The 15,957-nt window shown below is 61.9% G+C and carries 16 protein-coding genes; 7 read left to right on the top strand and 9 right to left on the bottom strand.

Features of this window, described 5'->3' with window-relative positions; all coding sequences use genetic code 11:
* Positions 1 to 25: 25 nt before the first annotated feature.
* The 5 genes from ABQJ48_RS20430 to ABQJ48_RS20410 all read right to left on the bottom strand — a co-directional run bounded on the left by ABQJ48_RS20430 (position 26) and on the right by ABQJ48_RS20410 (position 7,424).
* Positions 26 to 1,354 (bottom strand): MFS transporter, encoded by a 1,329-nt coding sequence (locus tag ABQJ48_RS20430; protein ID WP_367839814.1) that lies wholly within the window; start codon positions 1,352 to 1,354, stop codon positions 26 to 28.
* A gap of 73 nt (positions 1,355 to 1,427) precedes the next feature.
* Positions 1,428 to 2,177 (bottom strand): SDR family NAD(P)-dependent oxidoreductase, encoded by a 750-nt coding sequence (locus tag ABQJ48_RS20425; protein WP_367839813.1) that lies wholly within the window; start codon positions 2,175 to 2,177, stop codon positions 1,428 to 1,430.
* A 165-nt stretch (positions 2,178 to 2,342) separates the two neighbouring features.
* Complete coding sequence (locus ABQJ48_RS20420; RefSeq protein ID WP_367839923.1) at positions 2,343 to 3,242, bottom strand: LysR substrate-binding domain-containing protein; 900 nt, start codon at positions 3,240 to 3,242, stop codon at positions 2,343 to 2,345.
* A 302-nt stretch (positions 3,243 to 3,544) separates the two neighbouring features.
* Complete coding sequence (locus ABQJ48_RS20415; protein ID WP_367839812.1) at positions 3,545 to 5,566, bottom strand: putative bifunctional diguanylate cyclase/phosphodiesterase; 2,022 nt, start codon at positions 5,564 to 5,566, stop codon at positions 3,545 to 3,547.
* Between the two features lie 775 nt (positions 5,567 to 6,341).
* Positions 6,342 to 7,424: a TIGR03118 family protein gene (locus ABQJ48_RS20410; RefSeq protein WP_367839922.1), complete on the bottom strand. Its 1,083-nt coding sequence runs from the start codon at positions 7,422 to 7,424 to the stop codon at positions 6,342 to 6,344.
* 392 nt (positions 7,425 to 7,816) lie between these two features.
* Here ABQJ48_RS20410 and ABQJ48_RS20405 point away from each other — a divergent pair, with 392 nt between their 5' ends.
* Positions 7,817 to 8,002 carry a hypothetical protein gene (locus tag ABQJ48_RS20405; protein WP_367839811.1) on the top strand — a complete coding sequence of 62 codons (186 nt, stop codon included), beginning with the start codon at positions 7,817 to 7,819 and terminating at the stop codon, positions 8,000 to 8,002.
* A 157-nt stretch (positions 8,003 to 8,159) separates the two neighbouring features.
* Positions 8,160 to 8,612: a universal stress protein gene (locus ABQJ48_RS20400; RefSeq protein ID WP_367839810.1), complete on the top strand. Its 453-nt coding sequence runs from the start codon at positions 8,160 to 8,162 to the stop codon at positions 8,610 to 8,612.
* A gap of 123 nt (positions 8,613 to 8,735) precedes the next feature.
* Here ABQJ48_RS20400 and ABQJ48_RS20395 read toward each other — a convergent pair whose 3' ends face one another.
* The 3 genes from ABQJ48_RS20395 to ABQJ48_RS20385 all read right to left on the bottom strand — a co-directional run bounded on the left by ABQJ48_RS20395 (position 8,736) and on the right by ABQJ48_RS20385 (position 9,886).
* Positions 8,736 to 9,131, bottom strand: coding sequence for a DUF2784 domain-containing protein (locus tag ABQJ48_RS20395; RefSeq protein WP_367839809.1), 396 nt, complete (start codon positions 9,129 to 9,131; stop codon positions 8,736 to 8,738).
* A gap of 72 nt (positions 9,132 to 9,203) precedes the next feature.
* Positions 9,204 to 9,386, bottom strand: coding sequence for a DUF2934 domain-containing protein (locus tag ABQJ48_RS20390; protein ID WP_367839808.1), 183 nt, complete (start codon positions 9,384 to 9,386; stop codon positions 9,204 to 9,206).
* Positions 9,387 to 9,679: 293 nt separating this feature from the next.
* Entirely contained in the window at positions 9,680 to 9,886 is a 207-nt protein-coding gene (locus ABQJ48_RS20385; RefSeq protein ID WP_367839807.1) for a hypothetical protein, read from the bottom strand.
* A gap of 412 nt (positions 9,887 to 10,298) precedes the next feature.
* Between ABQJ48_RS20385 and ABQJ48_RS20380 the strand changes: the two genes are divergently transcribed.
* The 5 genes from ABQJ48_RS20380 to ABQJ48_RS20360 all read left to right on the top strand — a co-directional run bounded on the left by ABQJ48_RS20380 (position 10,299) and on the right by ABQJ48_RS20360 (position 14,911).
* Positions 10,299 to 11,552: a metal-dependent hydrolase family protein gene (locus tag ABQJ48_RS20380; RefSeq protein WP_367839806.1), complete on the top strand. Its 1,254-nt coding sequence runs from the start codon at positions 10,299 to 10,301 to the stop codon at positions 11,550 to 11,552.
* A gap of 70 nt (positions 11,553 to 11,622) precedes the next feature.
* A complete protein-coding gene (locus tag ABQJ48_RS20375) occupies positions 11,623 to 12,993 on the top strand; it encodes an MFS transporter (RefSeq protein WP_367839805.1) in 1,371 nt (456 codons plus the stop codon).
* A 211-nt stretch (positions 12,994 to 13,204) separates the two neighbouring features.
* Complete coding sequence (gene nthA / locus ABQJ48_RS20370; protein ID WP_367839804.1) at positions 13,205 to 13,873, top strand: nitrile hydratase subunit alpha; 669 nt, start codon at positions 13,205 to 13,207, stop codon at positions 13,871 to 13,873.
* Positions 13,870 to 14,541: a nitrile hydratase subunit beta gene (nthB, locus tag ABQJ48_RS20365; RefSeq protein WP_367839803.1), complete on the top strand. Its 672-nt coding sequence runs from the start codon at positions 13,870 to 13,872 to the stop codon at positions 14,539 to 14,541. The genes nthA and nthB overlap by 4 nt, the downstream gene beginning before the upstream one ends.
* Positions 14,444 to 14,911: a nitrile hydratase accessory protein gene (locus tag ABQJ48_RS20360; RefSeq protein ID WP_367839802.1), complete on the top strand. Its 468-nt coding sequence runs from the start codon at positions 14,444 to 14,446 to the stop codon at positions 14,909 to 14,911. Before nthB ends, ABQJ48_RS20360 begins: the two co-directional genes overlap by 98 nt.
* Positions 14,912 to 14,953: 42 nt before the next feature.
* Here ABQJ48_RS20360 and ABQJ48_RS20355 read toward each other — a convergent pair whose 3' ends face one another.
* Entirely contained in the window at positions 14,954 to 15,892 is a 939-nt protein-coding gene (locus tag ABQJ48_RS20355; protein ID WP_367839801.1) for a LysR family transcriptional regulator, read from the bottom strand.
* Between the last annotated feature and the right edge of the window lie 65 nt (positions 15,893 to 15,957).

Genomic DNA, 15,957 nt, shown 5'->3' with positions numbered 1-15,957 from the left:
TTGAGATCGAGAGATGCGTGATGCGTTAGCGGTTGACGGACTTCGCCGGGACCAGCAGAACGAGCAGGGCGCCTAGCGTCACAGCCGCGGAAATGAAGATCAGGCCGGCTGTCGATTTGCCCGTCAGGTCATTGAGCCAGCCCACGATCGCCGGCGAGAAGAAGCCGGCCAGATTGGCAAAACAGTTGACCGCGGCAATGCCCGCCGCCGCGGACATTCCGCCCAGCAGCGCCGTCGGCAGCGACCAGAACTGCGACGAAGACGCGAGAATGCCGGCCGCTGCGATGCTCAGGCAGATAATCGAGGCCGCGACGCTGCCAAGTGCAGGCAGGGTTGCGAAGCCTGCGGCTGCTATCAGCATCGGAACCGCGAGGTGAAAGCGGCGCTCGCGCAGACGGTCCGCGCTCATGCCGATCAGCGGCAGCGCGATGATCGCGCACAGGTACGGAATCGCGGTGAAGATGCCGACCCACAGCGGGTCCGCCACGCCCGATTTGCGAATGATGGTGGGCAGCCAGAACGTCAGGCCGTACTGACCGAGCACGACGCAAAAGTAGATGGTGGCCATCAGCCACAGACGGCGGTCGCCGATAAACGCCTTGATCGACAGATGAGCCGTCTTATGTTCATTGTCGCTGGCGATATTGCGGGCGAGCAGCGCCTTTTCGGTGTCGTTGAGCCACTTCGCCTTGACGATGCTGTCGTCGAGATAGAGGAGGATCGCGATCCCGAGCACGAGCGACGGCAGCGCTTCGAGTACGAAGAGCCACTTCCATCCTGCCATCGACATGGCGCCTTGCAGCGAGTGCATGATCCAGCCCGACAGCGGACCGCCGATCATGCCCGCGAGTGGAATCGCCATGAAAAAGAGCGACAGTGCTTTCGCCCGGCGCGCGGACGGATACCAATAGGTCAGATACAGGATCACGCCCGGCGCGAAACCGGCTTCGGCGACGCCGAGCAGAAACCGCAGCATGTAAAAGACCACTGGCGATTTCACGAACACGAAGCTCGCGGAGATCACCGCCCAGGTCAGCATGATTCGCGCAAGCCATCTGCGCGCGCCTACTTTGTGAAGAATCAGATTGCTCGGTACTTCGAAAAGAAAATAGCCGAGAAAGAAGATGCCTGCGCCCATCCCGTAGACGGTTTCGCTAAAGCGCAGGTCGCTGAGCATCTGCAGTTTCGCGAAGCCGACGTTGACGCGGTCGAGATACGCGCCGAGGTAGCACAGCATGAGAAACGGAATCAGCCGGCGGCTGACCTTGGCGTAGGTCCTGACCTCGAACGTCCGCGAGTCGTCATACGGAATCGCATCGCCCGGTGCGGGCTGCGCGCTGTACCTGGATTTCATTGATGTCTCCTGCCACGGCCCCGGGTTATCCCAGGTGCTGGGGAATGCATGCCGCGCGAACGCGGCGCTGTTGTCAGTGAATGAGCATGCCGCCGTTCACGTCGAGGGTGATGCCTGTCAGATAGCTCGACAGGTCGCTGACCAGAAAGAGGCAGGCGTTGGCGACGTCGGCTGCATCGCCGAGCCGCCCCAGAGGGATGCCCTTGATGATGTCGGCGCGCATTTCGGGCGTCAGTTTTCCGCCCGTGATGTCCGTCTGGATCAGGCCCGGCGTGATGGAGTTGATGCGGATGTGATTGGGTCCGAACTCGCGTGCCATTGCTTTCGCGAGTCCCAGCACGCCCGCCTTTGCGGCGCTGTAATGGGGCCCGCCGAAGATGCCGCCGCCGCGTTGCGCGGAGACCGACGACATGCAGACGATGCTGCCGCCGTCGTGCTCCTTCATCGACGGAATGACGGCCTGCGACATGTAGAGCGTACCGCGCAGATTGACATCGACGATCGCGTCGAAGTCCTTGCCGCCGATTTCCAGCGTGCGAACCGGCTGCGTGATGCCGGCATTGTTGATCAGCCCGTCGATCTTGCCGTACCGTTCGAGCGTGGCCCGCGCGGCGGCCACGCACGCTGCCTTGTCGGTGACGTCGCAGGCAAGCCCCAGATGCTCGGGGCCGAGGTCGGCCGCGGCCGCTTCTGCTTCGTCGCGGCGCAGGTCGAGGATCGCGATACGCGCGCCGTGGGCGGCCAGCGCCTGCGCGGTTGCCTTACCGATACCGCGGGGCGATGCGGCGCCCGTGATCACGATGACTTTGTTCTCCAGCAACATTTGGCTGTCTCCTGGGTGTTGATTGGGTGCATGTAGTGTCATCGGACACGGCAACCGGATCAACGCGGAAACGTTCAACCATCGCTGAGAAAAATTCAGGTGGGCGTCGCTCGATGCCAGACGGCGTTCCCCGTCAGGCGATGCAGTGCGATGACTGCATTGCGGCTATCGCACAGCCCCGTAGGGCACGGACGACTCGCGCTCCAGCCACGCGAGGAACCGTTCGACACGCGGCAGGTCGGCATTCTGCGTCGGGTAAACCAGATGATGTGCGCCGACTTCGACCGAGTACGTAGCGTCGAAAACAGGAACCAGCAAGCCATCCCTGATCTTTACCGACGCCAGCATGAGGCTTTCGAGCGCGATCCCGAGTCCAAGCGCCGCGGTCTCGAGCGACATGTACGAGCGATCGAATGAAAAGTCGAAGGTTTTCTGCGCGGCCGACACGCCGCTCCTGCCGAACCATTGCTTCCACTGCACGAGCGGCGTTTCCGAATAGATCAGACGATGAGAGAGCAGATCCGCCGGCGTCTTCACCGGATGGAGTTTCAGATAGGCCGGCGAAGCCAGCGGCGCAATGAATTCGCCGCGCACGGTTCTGACTTCCAGGTTGCTCCAGTTGCCGTAGCCGTGACGGATGTCGATGTCGTAGTAGCCGTTCGAAAACGACACGTTCTCGTACGAGCACGCGAGATTGAGCTGGATGTCGCCGTTTGCTTCCTGAAACGAGGACAGTCTCGGCAGCAACCACATCAGGCCGAAGCTCGGGCTTGAATGCACCCGCAGAATGTCCACTTCCTTGCGGCTCGACGCGCGCTCCGTCGCCCGGCTGAGATCGGCCAGCGACCCGGTCACGTCGGCTAGGTAGCGTTCGCCGGTCGGCGTCAGCACGAGGCCGCGCCCGGATCGCTGGAATAGCGGCTGACCGATGATCGAGTCCAGATTGCTGAGCTGATGGCTCACTGCCGACGCAGTCAAACCGAGTTCCTCGGCCGCGCGATTCACGCTTTTGGTCCTCGCAACGCTTTCGAACGCAATGATCGCTTTCAGCGGTGGAATGCGCATGGTGAACAGGTTCTCGATTGCAGTTGAATGAAACCGCGTTGCGCGCAAGCCGTTCGCGCCGCCATGCTTTGGATAAGCCACACGGGATGCAGGAATTGCGCTCACACACCGCTTGTCGCGGCGCACAACGGCGGACCCGACAAATGCATTATCCGTTCTTCGCTGCCGAAGCGCGATCGACGTCGCGAGGATGATTGCGACGTCGCCGAAAGCCAGGGGAGGTGGTGCCGGGGCCACTGGCGTGGGTGGCATTGGAAGCTCTGCGAACTGATCGCAACCGCCAGGACGCGTGGTGTGCGAGGTTAGAAACGCTCCGCCGTGAAATCCCCTGCCGGCTGGCTGCGGTGCAGACCGGAAGACTGTGCGCGAAACAGAGTGATGAACTCTTGCGCAGGCAGCGGTCGTGAGAACAAATAACCCTGTCCAGCGTGGCAGGACCATTCGCGAAGCAGTCTTGCCTGCTCACGAGTTTCTATCCCTTCGGCCGTCACGCTCAAGCCGAGCGACTGCGCGACCGAGATGACGGCTCGAACGATTGCATCGTCTTCGGCGCTCGTTCCGATGCCCTGAACGAATGACCGGTCGATCTTCAGAACATCCAGCGGCAGCTTGCGAAGGTAACTCAGAGATGAGTAACCGGTGCCGAAGTCATCGATTGCAATGGTGACGCCAAAATCCTTCAGGCATTTGAGGATCTCGATACTCTTCGCCGTATCGCGCATGATCAGGCTTTCGGTGACTTCCAGTTTCAGCAGGGCAGCGCCGATCTGAGCATCGCGGAGCGCGGCGGCCACGTCGGCGACGAGGTTCGGGTCATCGAACTGCCTTGGAGAAAGGTTCACACTTACCTGCAGCGGCGGCTCGCTCGGAAACTCGCGCTGCCAGCGGGCGACTTGCTGGCAAGCCTCTTGCAGTACGTATCGTCCAAGCGGGATGATCAGGCCGCTCTCTTCTGCAATTGCAATGAACTCGGAGGGCGGCAACAGACCTCTCTTGGGGTGCTGCCACCTTACCAGCGCCTCCATTTCGCGGAACCCGTCGCCCTGCAGCTGCATGATGGGCTGGAAATACACGCGCAGTTCCCGATGCTCGATCGCCGAGCGCAGGTCGGTTTCGATCTCCAGCTTTTTAACCGCTTCCGCGTGCATGTCTTCTTCGAAAACCACATAGCGGCCTTTCCCGCCATTTTTGGCCCGGTACATCGCGACGTCAGCGTCGCGCAACAAGGTGTCAGCATCTCCCCGGCCGCCGCCTGCGTGCGCGAATGCCAGTCCTACGCTTGCGCTGACAATGTACTGTTTGCCGTCGAGATCGAACGGTTGACCGAATTGCGCCAGGATCTTCTCCGCGACCAGCGTCCCCTCGCTCGTGGCTTCACTGCCCAGATGTTCCAGCAAGATGACGAATTCATCCCCGCCTAGTCGCGCGACGGTGTCGGCGGGGCGTATGCACGCCTCGAGGCGTTTGGCCGCCGCGATCAGCAGCCGGTCGCCCACGTGATGGCCCAGACTGTCGTTGACGCGTTTGAAGTTGTCCAGATCGATGAAAACGACGCCGATGACTGCTTTGCGTCGACGCGCGCGAGCTTCGGCCTGATTGATACGATCGAGCAGGAGTGCGCGGTTGGGTAGCGAGGTGAGCGTATCGTAGAACGCCCTTCGGGCCAATTGCTCTTCGAAGTTCTTTCTTTCGGTCGTGTCGCTCGCTGTCGCCACGATCGCACCGACAGCCGGTTCGTCGAGCAGATTCGTCAACGTCAGCTGAATGTAGCGCCACGCATCGTCCTCGCCGCGCGTGCGAAGCTCGATGGATTTGGTAGACCCGGATGCCGATGACACGGCCTCCAGCAGCCCTTGCAGCGTAGGACGGTCAGCGGGATGAATGGGATCGAGCAGGCTGGTGCCGACGAGCCGACCCATGTCCTTCAGCGGGTCCGGCCTTCGGGTTGGCGCTTCGTAAATGACATTTCCGTCGATGTCGGAAACGAGGATTGCATCCGACGTGTTTGCCACGAGCGCCTGGAGCCTTTGCTCGCTCGTGCGCAGCGCGCCTTGGGCAGCCGCATCGATATTCTTGCGAATACGCCGCAGCATCTGCAGAAACAGAAGCGCAAGCCCCACGCCGATCGCGAGAACCACGGGGGTCGAGATCAGGACGATCCGTTGAACTGCGACGAGCCGGTTCAGTTGCATCGTCGCATCGTCACGGTGCCGCGCCGCCGTTGCGAAGACTTTCTGTTCGATCTGGCCGAAGAGCGGGTCAGCCGAATTCGCGTCAATGTCGTTGGCTCTCGCTATGTCGTGATCGTCGACGGCCTTGAACATTGGCTTTGCGAACGCCCGATACTTCGCGTGCTTCTCCAGCAACCCCGTCAGCATTGCACTGCTGCCAGGTTCAAGTGCCATCGCTTTCTTCAGCGACGCGTCCAATGCTTCGCCGGCCTCGCCATGCTCGCGTAAGACCTCCGGACGCGGGTCCAGGAAGTACTTGCGTTCGGCCGATTCCTCCCATGCAACGCTGTAACGGGCTTCTTCGAAGGCCTTATCGGCCTCATTGGCAGCCTGCGCGGCGAATCCCGCGCTCAGGCTTTCGTACGCGCCCCAAAAGGCCAGAAGCGGCACGCTCAACAGAACGAGCACGAGCCCAACCACGGCGGTGCGCTGCGCACGGGGCACGGTCAACGACGACGGCTCCGGCGGCGCTGCTGCTGAACCGTTTCCCCACGGGTGACGGCGGCTTCCGGTATTTTTCTGTCCTGTCACGGTTGCTCCGATGTCAAACGGCACGTCGTCGGTTCCGTCCGTTCGAACGGATCCCACGAAAGCCATCAGATGCTGTAGTCGTGTGGCAGACGTGCGCCTAACCTCCAGGTCGCAAGCCTGGGCGCGAGTGATTTCATCCGGGTCAAAACCGCGGAGATCACGAGCGAGGCCGGTGGCCGCGCCGGTTTTTGTCGGTCCACCGCGTGTTTACGGCATGGTCTGGCAAATCTGGAGGTCAGCTGGTGTTAGTGATGCGCAAAGAAAAATGCGCCGCGCAGGCGCGGCGCAAAACGGAATTCACACATACTTCCTGCTTTGCGATGTCAACCAGGGACATCTATTGGTCGACATCGATACGCCCATAGACGCCGTTTGCCTCGCCGTTGGGACCTGCGGCAAAAAACAGCGTGTTGGTGGGCTGATTGTCGAGCCCGTTGCCGAAGGCGATACCCCAGAGGCCGTCTTGCACGATCTGGGTTCCGTCCTTCCGTTCCAGCGTGCCCTGGAACGTGCCCGAGTCCGGATCGAACGCATTGATCGTGCCGTCACCGAAGTTGCCGATCAGGATGTCATGCGTGAACCGCGCGAAGTCCGAGGGCGCCATTGCCACACCCCATGGAGCATTCAGAGGGCCGCCGGAAGCGAAGCGCTGAATCATTCGCCCGGCCGTGTCGAATACGTTGACGAACCCGAGCCCCGGGCCCTTCACGTCGTCATGCGCGTCGGCATCCTGCTTCGCATAGGTGACGAAGATCCTGGAGCCGATGGCCTGGATGCCGAATGGGGCAAAGCCGGCGGGCAACGAGGGGTCCTGGAAGGCACCCGCCGTGGTGACCTTGTTGAAGTTTTTGTCGAACACGTCGATCTTGTTGTTGTGAAAATCGGCGGCAAAAAGAAAATTCGCACCATTGTTGCTTGCAAGGGCGAGCCCTTTATAGACGGCGCCGCCGCTGCCATCATCGAACACCGTGATCGCTTGGGTCGCATTGACAGCTGGCGCCCACGCAGTGATGGTGCCACCTTCGCCCGCAAAGATGAAAGCAGCGACACCCGACTTGCCAGCCTGACTCGCCACGAAATCAGTCGTCCCGTTGAAGACAAGGCCTGTGGGGTTTGACGGACCGCTCGTTCCCTCGGAAATGGTCACGACCAGGGATTGCGGGACGCCGTTGCCGTCATAGAGCGTGGCCCGCTGCGTACCGTTGTCGGCCACCCAGACAAAGGCCTTCGGATTGAAAGCGACGCCCCATGGATTCTTCAGATTCGGATCGACGTGCGCAGCGGGCACGCTGCCGTCGGAGACCAACACGGTTGACTTGTACTGCGCTGGGCCCGTCAACTTCGAATCACCACCACAGGCGACCAGGCCGACTACCAACATGGCACTCATCGCGCTCAAGGCCAGACGAATCCGTTTCATGATCGACCCTCCTTCGTCATTGCCACGTCGTCCGGTATCGCCGTGACTTCGTCTAAACGTCCGGGTTGGGCCAGTTATTCCGACGATCCAGTGAGGAAGACGTCGTGGGCCGCATACCGCTTGCACGAGAGGGCGTAGTACGGCGAGCGCAGCGCGCGTGATGTAAGTGCATGACGCACTTGGAGGACGGCGCGACGCTCGGGATACGGCGCCACGTTTGCACAGCGCGAGACGGCGTGACGATGACCGCAACAATGTTGCCGTGCCGAGCATATGAGCCAGGCTTGCGCATCGCAGCAATCGCAGCGGCGAACGCCGCTTTCACGCATCGCTCGAATGAAATAAGCGGTCTATCATGATAGAAGCAGCATTCATCAGCGCAGGAGCACGCCATGCCCTCCGACCCATCAGCTGAGCCGACTGACCAGTCTCCCGACCCGGCGCAGGACCCGTCGGGCACGACCGGCCAGTCCCCGTCAGAGCGCGCGCAGAAGCCGGCCAAAGACGATCTGCCCAACGCCGATGCGGCAGAGCCCGAACCCCATGAGCATCTGCCGCCGCGAAGCGACGATAATTGAGTCGACGCTGCACGGATCGATATTGCCCGCACCGGGTCGTGCGGCGCATCCACGCGACTGGACCCATGCTTTGCCCCCGCGCGTACGTGGCGAAAGCGGCAAGCGCAAGCGGGTTGCAATCAAGGCATGGTCCGGTTGAACCGCACAGGAGCAGATCATGCAAAACGTGCTGGTAGCTTATGACGGGTCGCCATCGGCGCGACAGGCGATGACGTTCGCTATCGATCTCGCGAAGCGCTTCGACGCGCGCTTGCGTGTGCTCGTCGTGGCGCGCGCGCCGGACTGGGGCGCCATCGAGCTGGAAAGAAAAGAGCTGGTCGATTTCGAACTGCGGCACGCGGGCGCGATCCTCGACGAAGCGAAGGCAAGCCTCGCTTCCATTGGTGAGCATCCCGAATTCGATCTCGTGACAGGGCAGCCCGCAAAGGAGATCGTGCTCTACGCGGAGCGGCACGCTATCGATCATCTTGTCGTCGGCCATCGCGGACATACGCCGTTCGATCGCTGGCTCATCGGCTCGGTCGCACGCCAGGTTCTCGCGTACGCGCCATGCGCGGTCACGATCGTGCGCGACCCCTCGACCGTGAAAAAAGCGCCGCGCGAAGGATGAGCAACAATCGGCGGACGAAACGCCGCTCGTGTGAGAGAAGGCACTTAGCATCGGGGGCTGCAATCAATCCGGATCAGCATGCTGCGAAGTGCTCATTGCGATGTTGCCGACGCAACGCGCCCCTCACCGGCGCGTCGTCCTGAAGCGAACTGTTCGGTGCGGCGGAATCAGGCGCCAGGTGAGCAACACCAGCAACGCGAAAGCAACGTATGACAGCGTGAAGACCCACACGGGCAGATCGTAGTAAAGCAGGCGACTCACCCGGCGCTGAATGAAGCCTTGCGCATCCAGAGAACCCGTGCGCAGCCAATCCTCGAGCACGGTCAACGGGCACGCGATACCAAGCAGCGACAGCGTTGCCACGATAGCAATCGCCAGCAGATGCGCAAGCCGGAAAAACCGGTCGCGTATCCAGTTCCAGCCGAGGCCGGCACCCATCCAGATCGCGACGAGCCCGCAAACGATGAATAGCGCAAGCAGCGCATGCAGGCCCAGCACTGCGTCGGCTAGCCAGATCATGATGCGTGCTCGCGTGAGCGGCTGCGATGCGGGTTCGGTCGAATGGAAGAGGGGCTCGACCTTGCCCCACGTTCAGTCCGCTGCCTTGCAGTCCGGATCGACTGCGCGTGGCGCGATCAGAGGCCCGGCCTGCCGCTCCATCAGCGTGCGCGCCATTCTCCAATATTCGTCCGCGCAGCCTTCGAGGCTGCCGTCCAGTTGCCACAGCATGAAGGCGCACTCACGGATTCGTTCTGCCAATGATGGCTCGGGCATGTGTTCGTCTCCTGTCGATGGCGTACTCGCGAAAGCCCCGAGAACCCATGGCGTGACTGATGATGATCGATGGGCGGGTGCAACGAGCGCACCATCACCGCCGGTGACGCATTACTTCCCAGCAATCGCGATGATCCATCCGTTTCAGATGCCTTGTACGCATCCACTCGCGCCAATAGTGACTGGCAACCAGCAGAACGGCAACTGTCAGGCCGCACAGACCCACTACGATTCCTATCCCCGGTTCGCCCACGGCATCCTCCATGACTGTGAAAGAGATCAGGTGATGCAGGTCAGTCGTCGTTGAAGATGCGCGCGGCGGCGTTCAGAAACATTTGGCCGTCCTGCGTGATGAGAGGACGTTGGCGTCCGGAGGCGAGTTGTTCGAGCGTGACGAGCTGGCGATCCAGAAGTGCTTCGAGATCCGCACCGTCCAGACTGGGCAGATCCGGCGCATCCTTCAGTAGCATGAGAGTGGCGAATTCATGTGGACTGAGCATCTCCGTCTCCTGGCTGGGCTTGCTGCTTCGCGGGGAATCTGATCCGTTGGCCTCGCGTGGCGAGCAGGGTCAGTTCGGGGATGGCTGCTGCGCACGTCACCGTTGCAAAGCAGATGAGATGTCGCGAGCCAACGCAGCCATCTTAATGCGCACGCGGCGCAAAGATCAATATGTGGGAAAGCTTTTTTGATCTATTTCAAGTACCGCGACGCAAGGACTCGAAGTGCAGCATGATTCCTCGACAGGCCAGCATCCACTGCTTCACGCGATGTGTTCGCAAACGCACAGACATCATGCGGTCCGTCACATTCCTGATGTAAATCCTGGCAGCGCTCCCATGCATCAGCTTGCATACTGGGGAAGTGAGGCCCGGACACCGGGCGCTGCGATCGCAACCGGAAGGAGATATACGTTGACTAGCTACCTACTACGTAACGGCGCGCTTCTCGATCCTGCTCGACCCGATTTGCTGGAAGGCCACGAAGTGCTCGTCGAAGACGGCTTCGTGCGCGAAGTGTCGGACCAGGCGATCAAAAGCAGCAACGCGCAGGTGATCGACGTCAAGGGCAAAACCATCATGCCGGGTCTGATCGATCTGCATGTGCACGTCGTCGCGATCGAGTTCAACCTGCCGCGCGTGGCGACGCTGCCCAATGTGCTCGTTACGCTGCGCGCCGTGCCGATCATGCGTGCGATGTTGCGCCGCGGCTTCACCACGGTGCGCGACGCGGGCGGTGCCGGGCACCCGTTCAAGCTGGCCGTCGAGTCGGGGCTGGTTGAAGGGCCGCGGCTTTTCGTCTCCGGCCGCGCGTTGAGTCAGACCGGCGGTCATGCGGATCCGCGCGCTCGCACGGACTATATGCCTGCCGATTCGCCCTGCGGATGCTGTGTGCGCGTGGGCGCGCTGGGTCGCGTTGCGGACGGCGTCGACGAAGTGCGTCGCGCGGTGCGCGAGGAACTGCAAATGGGCGCCGACCAGATCAAGATCATGGCGTCGGGCGGCGTCGCCTCGCCGACCGACCCGGTTGGCGCATTCGGCTACTCCGAAGACGAGATTCGCGCGATCGTCGCCGAGGCGCAAGGGCGCAGCACCTATGTGCTTGCTCATGCGTACACGCCGGCGGCCATCGCTCGCGCGGTACGCTGCGGCGTGCGCACCATCGAGCACGGCAATCTGATCGACGACGAAACGGCGCGGATCGTCGCGGAGCACGGCGCGTATGTGGTGCCGACGCTCGTCACCTACGACGCTCTTGCAAGCGAGGGCGAGAAGTATGGACTGCCGCCGGAAAGCATTGCGAAGATCGAGGACGTGCATGGCGCCGGCATGCAGTCGATCGAAATCATGAAGCGCGCGGGGGTCAAGATGGGTTTCGGCACGGATCTGCTCGGCGAGGCGCAGCGTCTGCAAAGCGACGAGTTCCGGCTGCTGGCCCAGGTGCTGTCGCCCGCCGAGGTGATCGCGAGCGCGACCGTCGTTGGAGCGGAAATACTGGGCAAGCAGAACAAGCTGGGCAGGATCGTGCCGGGTGCCCATGCCGATGTGCTGGTGGTCGATGGCAACCCGCTGAAGACGCTCGATTGTCTGCTAGGTCAGGGCGAGCATATTCCGCTGGTGATGAAGGACGGCCGCATCTTCGTCAACGAGCTCGAACGTGCTGCCTGAATGTGGCTGAACCTGCTTGAACGAAGGACCTTGCGTACGCCGCGTCCCACAATCCCACCGGAGTCCGTTCATGTCGATGATCGCTGCGCGCATCGAGCGCTTGCCGTTTTCGGGTTTTCACCGCCGTCTGTTGTTGATGGGCGGCCTCGGCTACACGTTCGATGCGATGGACGCCGCGGTGCTCGCGTTCCTGCTGCCAGTGCTGCGCACGCAGTGGGGACTGACGAGCGTGCAGACGGGTGTGCTGGGAAGCGGCACGTTCATCGGCTATTTCGTCGGCGCGATGCTTGCGGGCATGCTCGGCGATATTATCGGCCGGCGCAAGGTGATGATGTATGCGCTCGTGATTTACTGCGTCGCGTCACTTGCCAGCGCGTTCGCCAATGACTGGGGCTTTTTTCTCGGGACACGCATTGTCGCTGGCCTGGGTACGGGCGCGGAAAGCGCGATTGTCGCGCCCTTCCTTTCGGAGTTCGTGGCGCGCCGCTATCGTGGCAGTTTCACCGGTAGCCTCGCGGGGTTCTTCTCGTTCGGCTTCGTGGCGGCCGCGCTGCTCGGGTACCTGGTGATTCCGCTTGCACCCAATGCATGGCGGGCGGTCATGGTCATCACCGCGCTGCCGATCGTGATGCTGCTCTGGTGGCGGCGTGCCTTGCCCGAATCGCCGCGTTGGCTGGAAGCGCGCGACCGGCATGCGGAGGCCGATGCGATCGTGTCACGCATGGAGACCGAAGTGATGGGAGCGGGCGTGCAGCTGGAGCCGCTGTCTTCGCTGCGCGAGGGCGAGGTTCCACTTGCGGCGGGACGGGCGTCGGTGATCGCGAATGTCAAAGCGTTGTGGACCGCGAAGCTTGCGCGCATTACGGCAATGACGTGGCTGATGTGGCTTTCCATCACGTTCAGCTACTACGCGTTCTTCACGTGGATTCCCGGCTTGCTGGTTCAGAACGGCATGACGATCACGCGAAGCTTCTCGTATTCGCTCGTGATCTACATCGCGCAGATTCCGGGCTATTTTTCAGGCGCGTGGCTCAACGAGAAGATCGGCCGGCAGGCGACGATCGCGTCGTACATGATCCTCGGCGGCGTATCGGCGCTTGGGCTCGCTTTGACTCGCACCGATGCGGGCATCATGGTGTCGGGCATTCTGCTGTCGTTCTTCATGAACGGCACCTATGCGGGCGTTTATGCGTATACACCGGAAGTTTTTCCGACCGACGTGCGCGCAACGGGGACCGGGCTTGCTTCGTCGATTGGAAGGCTGGGCGCGATTGCTGCGCCGATTCTGGTCGGCTATGTTTATCCACTGCTGGGGTTCGGCGGCGTATTCGGCGCGACGACGCTGGTGTTGCTGACCGGTGCGCTGGCCGTGGTGCTCATGGGGGTGCCGACACGTGGAAGGTCGCTCGAGGACATTGCGGCGGGGCAGGTCGAGCATTGATCCGGCGGCGCGGTTGCGATCCAGCAAGCAGGGTCGGTCATCGACAAGGCCGCAGTCGAGCGGCAGTTGTAGCGGCGCAAGGGAACATGGGTCAGAGTAGCAATGGTCTCGTTGAGAGCGGACAACGAACGCGGACTCCTGTATCGCTGACAGGTTGCATGCAGTCGCGCCGGCCCTGCTCGTCAAGTCGGCACTTTCTGGGAGAACTTCCATGAAGGGTAACGATTCCCGCGGCCACGAGTTGCAGCGTCCGCACGCGGACGATCACGATCACGCGGGCAGTGCACTGTCGGAGATGGACTTGCGCGTGCGCGCGCTCGAATCTCTGCTGGTCGAAAAGGGATACGTCGATCCCGGCGCGCTCGACGTACTGATCGAGACCTACGAGCACCAGGTCGGACCGCGCAACGGCGCGCGCGTGATCGCAAAAGCGTGGCACGACCCGACTTACAAACGATGGTTGCTCGACGACGCCACTGCGGCGATCGCCTCGCTCGGCTATCGGGGCAGGCAGGGCGAGCATATGGTCGTGCTGGAAAACACGCCCACGGTGCACAACATGGTGGTCTGCACGTTGTGTTCATGCTATCCGTGGCCGGTGCTGGGGCTTCCGCCCGTCTGGTACAAGTCGGCGCCATACCGCTCGCGCGCGGTGGTCGATCCGCGAGGTGTACTGAAGGAATTCGGTTTTGAATTGGCCGCCGACGTGGAGTTTCGCGTCTGGGACTCCACTTCCGAGGTCCGCTATCTGGTGTTGCCCATGCAACCTGCGCGAACCGAGGGTTTCTCGGAGGAAGCGTTGGCTGAACTGGTGACACGCGATTCCATGATCGGCACAGGTCTGCCGAAAACACCTGAATCCACCGGGGAGCCCATATGAACGGTGCACAAGATCTTGGCGGCATGCAGTCGTTCGGCCCGATACGGCCGGAAGCCGAGGCCGTGATTTTTCACGCGGAGTGGGAGCGCCGCGTGCTCGCGATCACCCTGGCGATGGGCGCGCTCGTCAAGTGGAACATCGATATGTCGCGTGCCGCAAGGGAAAGCTTGCCGCCCGCGCAATACCTCGCCAGCAGCTACTTCGAGATCTGGTTGGAAGGTCTGAAAAAGCTGCTGGTGGATAAGGGGCTTGCGACAGCCGAGGAAATTGCCAGCGGCGTATCAAGCAGTGCGGGAATGCCGGTGTCTCACGTATTGATGGCCACCGAAGTGGCTGCGGTGCTACGCCGAGGCAGTCCTGTCGATCGTCCCGCGCTCACTGAACCCCGATTCAAGGTGGGTGACGAGATCCGGACCCGTCAGTTGAACCCGCCGACGCATACGCGCTTGCCACGCTATTGCCGGGGCAGACGCGCTCGCGTGATCGCTGTGCACGGTCCACACGTTTTTCCTGACACCAACGCCATTGGGCTCGGTGAACAGCCACAATGGCTGTATACCGTTCGCTTTGATGCGTCGGAACTCTGGGGGAAGGATACGACCGCGGCATTCGTTTGCGTCGATTGCTGGGAACCCTATCTCGACTATCCGGATGCCCCGCCCACCTGATATGACAGACACCCGATCGCACCTTCCCGAACTCCGCGCTGCGTTGCCAGCATTGCCTTGCGACGACGCGGGGCCCGTCTTCAACGCGCCTTGGGAAGCGCGTGCGTTCGCGATGACGTTGACTTTATATGAGCAAGGCCTCTTCACGTGGGGCGAATGGGCGCAATGTCTGAACCGGGCAATCCGCGATGCGCAGTCCGCTGGCGACCCAGATCATGGCGACACTTACTACCGTCATTGGCTGACGGCACTGGAGCGCATGAGCGCGCGTAAGCGATTGGTGACGAGTAGCATGCTCGAGGCGCGCCAGAAAGAATGGGACATCGCTGCGCGCCATACACCGCATGGGCGGCCGATTGAACTGAAGTGACGATACGCTACATGCACGTGCCAGGGGCTCCACGCCTCGCCGTCATTTTGGAGGCGGGAGTGTGCCATCGCCTGCCAGGCGGCTCTTTACATGATCGATGAAGGCGCGCAGCTTCGGCAGCATCTGCCGGCGGCCGGGATAATAGAGAAAAACGCCGGGCGTGACCGGCGCAAAGGGCTCCAGCACCTGCACCAGTTTTCCCGCTCTGAGCGCTTCGGCGACCATCGGTTCAGGTAGCTGGGCGAGTCCTACCCCTTCGATTGCCGCGCCTAGCATGGTGGGAAAATCATGGGCAATGAAAGGTCCGGTTACGGCGATCTCTATCGCATTGCCGCTGTCGTTGAATGACCACAGCGCGAGCGCGCCGCTGGATCTGCGCCATCGCACACACGCGTGCTGGCGCAGATCGTCGGTGTGCTCGGGCCGACCGTGCCCCGAAAAATACGCAGGACTGCCAATGACGACGAGACGCAACGGCGGCGTCAACCGCACTGCGACCATGTCGGTGGCGACGAATTGGCCCAGCCGGATACCGGCGTCGAACCCTTCCGCAGCAAGGTCGACCAGCTCGCTGCTTGTGGCGAGTTCCACTTCGACCTCGGGATAAGCGGTGCAGAACGACGCAATCAGTGGTTCCAGCAGGATCGGCACCACCGCTCGCGGCACGGAAAGACGCAACAATCCGGCGGCCCGCTGGCCAAGCCCGCGCGCCACGTCACCAGCGGCGACAAGCTCCTCGAAAGCAGGCTTCGCTCGCGAAAGAAACCGTTCGCCGGCTTCGGTCAGTCCGACACTGCGCGTGGTGCGTATGAAGAGCGCTGCGCCGATGCGCGCTTCGAGTACACGCACTGCCTGGCTCACGGCCGACGGCGTCACCCCCAGTTCGGCCGCTGCGCGGCGAAAACTGTGATGCTGGGCAACGCTCAGGAATACTTCCACGCCATCGAGCGCGCCCTGCCTGACTGTGAAGTTCTGCTTCATAGCCCGTCAACATTGTGATGGATAGTCGTTCGCGAGAGGCCATGGTACACCTACGCCTGTACATG

Source organism: Paraburkholderia suaedae, from assembly GCF_040812055.1.
Lineage (GTDB): Bacteria > Pseudomonadota > Gammaproteobacteria > Burkholderiales > Burkholderiaceae > Paraburkholderia.
This window is presented reverse-complemented; position numbering and strand designations above follow the sequence as displayed.

Bases quoted from the DNA above. Each gene is read 5' to 3' on its own strand.
- ABQJ48_RS20395 (WP_367839809.1), bottom strand. From the start codon at position 9,131: ATGATCTGGCTAGCCGACGCAGTGCTGGGCCTGCATGCGCTGCTTGCG.
- ABQJ48_RS20410 (WP_367839922.1), bottom strand. From the start codon at position 7,424: ATGAAACGGATTCGTCTGGCCTTGAGCGCGATGAGTGCCATGTTGGTA.
- ABQJ48_RS20390 (WP_367839808.1), bottom strand. From the start codon at position 9,386: ATGCCCGAGCCATCATTGGCAGAACGAATCCGTGAGTGCGCCTTCATG.
- nthA (WP_367839804.1), top strand. From the start codon at position 13,205: ATGAAGGGTAACGATTCCCGCGGCCACGAGTTGCAGCGTCCGCACGCG.
- ABQJ48_RS20400 (WP_367839810.1), top strand. From the start codon at position 8,160: ATGCAAAACGTGCTGGTAGCTTATGACGGGTCGCCATCGGCGCGACAG.
- ABQJ48_RS20420 (WP_367839923.1), bottom strand. From the start codon at position 3,242: ATGCGCATTCCACCGCTGAAAGCGATCATTGCGTTCGAAAGCGTTGCG.
- nthB (WP_367839803.1), top strand. From the start codon at position 13,870: ATGAACGGTGCACAAGATCTTGGCGGCATGCAGTCGTTCGGCCCGATA.
- ABQJ48_RS20425 (WP_367839813.1), bottom strand. From the start codon at position 2,177: ATGTTGCTGGAGAACAAAGTCATCGTGATCACGGGCGCCGCATCGCCC.
- ABQJ48_RS20405 (WP_367839811.1), top strand. From the start codon at position 7,817: ATGCCCTCCGACCCATCAGCTGAGCCGACTGACCAGTCTCCCGACCCG.
- ABQJ48_RS20415 (WP_367839812.1), bottom strand. From the start codon at position 5,566: ATGTTCAAGGCCGTCGACGATCACGACATAGCGAGAGCCAACGACATT.
- ABQJ48_RS20355 (WP_367839801.1), bottom strand. From the start codon at position 15,892: ATGAAGCAGAACTTCACAGTCAGGCAGGGCGCGCTCGATGGCGTGGAA.
- ABQJ48_RS20385 (WP_367839807.1), bottom strand. From the start codon at position 9,886: ATGCTCAGTCCACATGAATTCGCCACTCTCATGCTACTGAAGGATGCG.
- ABQJ48_RS20360 (WP_367839802.1), top strand. From the start codon at position 14,444: ATGCGTCGGAACTCTGGGGGAAGGATACGACCGCGGCATTCGTTTGCG.
- ABQJ48_RS20375 (WP_367839805.1), top strand. From the start codon at position 11,623: ATGTCGATGATCGCTGCGCGCATCGAGCGCTTGCCGTTTTCGGGTTTT.
- ABQJ48_RS20430 (WP_367839814.1), bottom strand. From the start codon at position 1,354: ATGAAATCCAGGTACAGCGCGCAGCCCGCACCGGGCGATGCGATTCCG.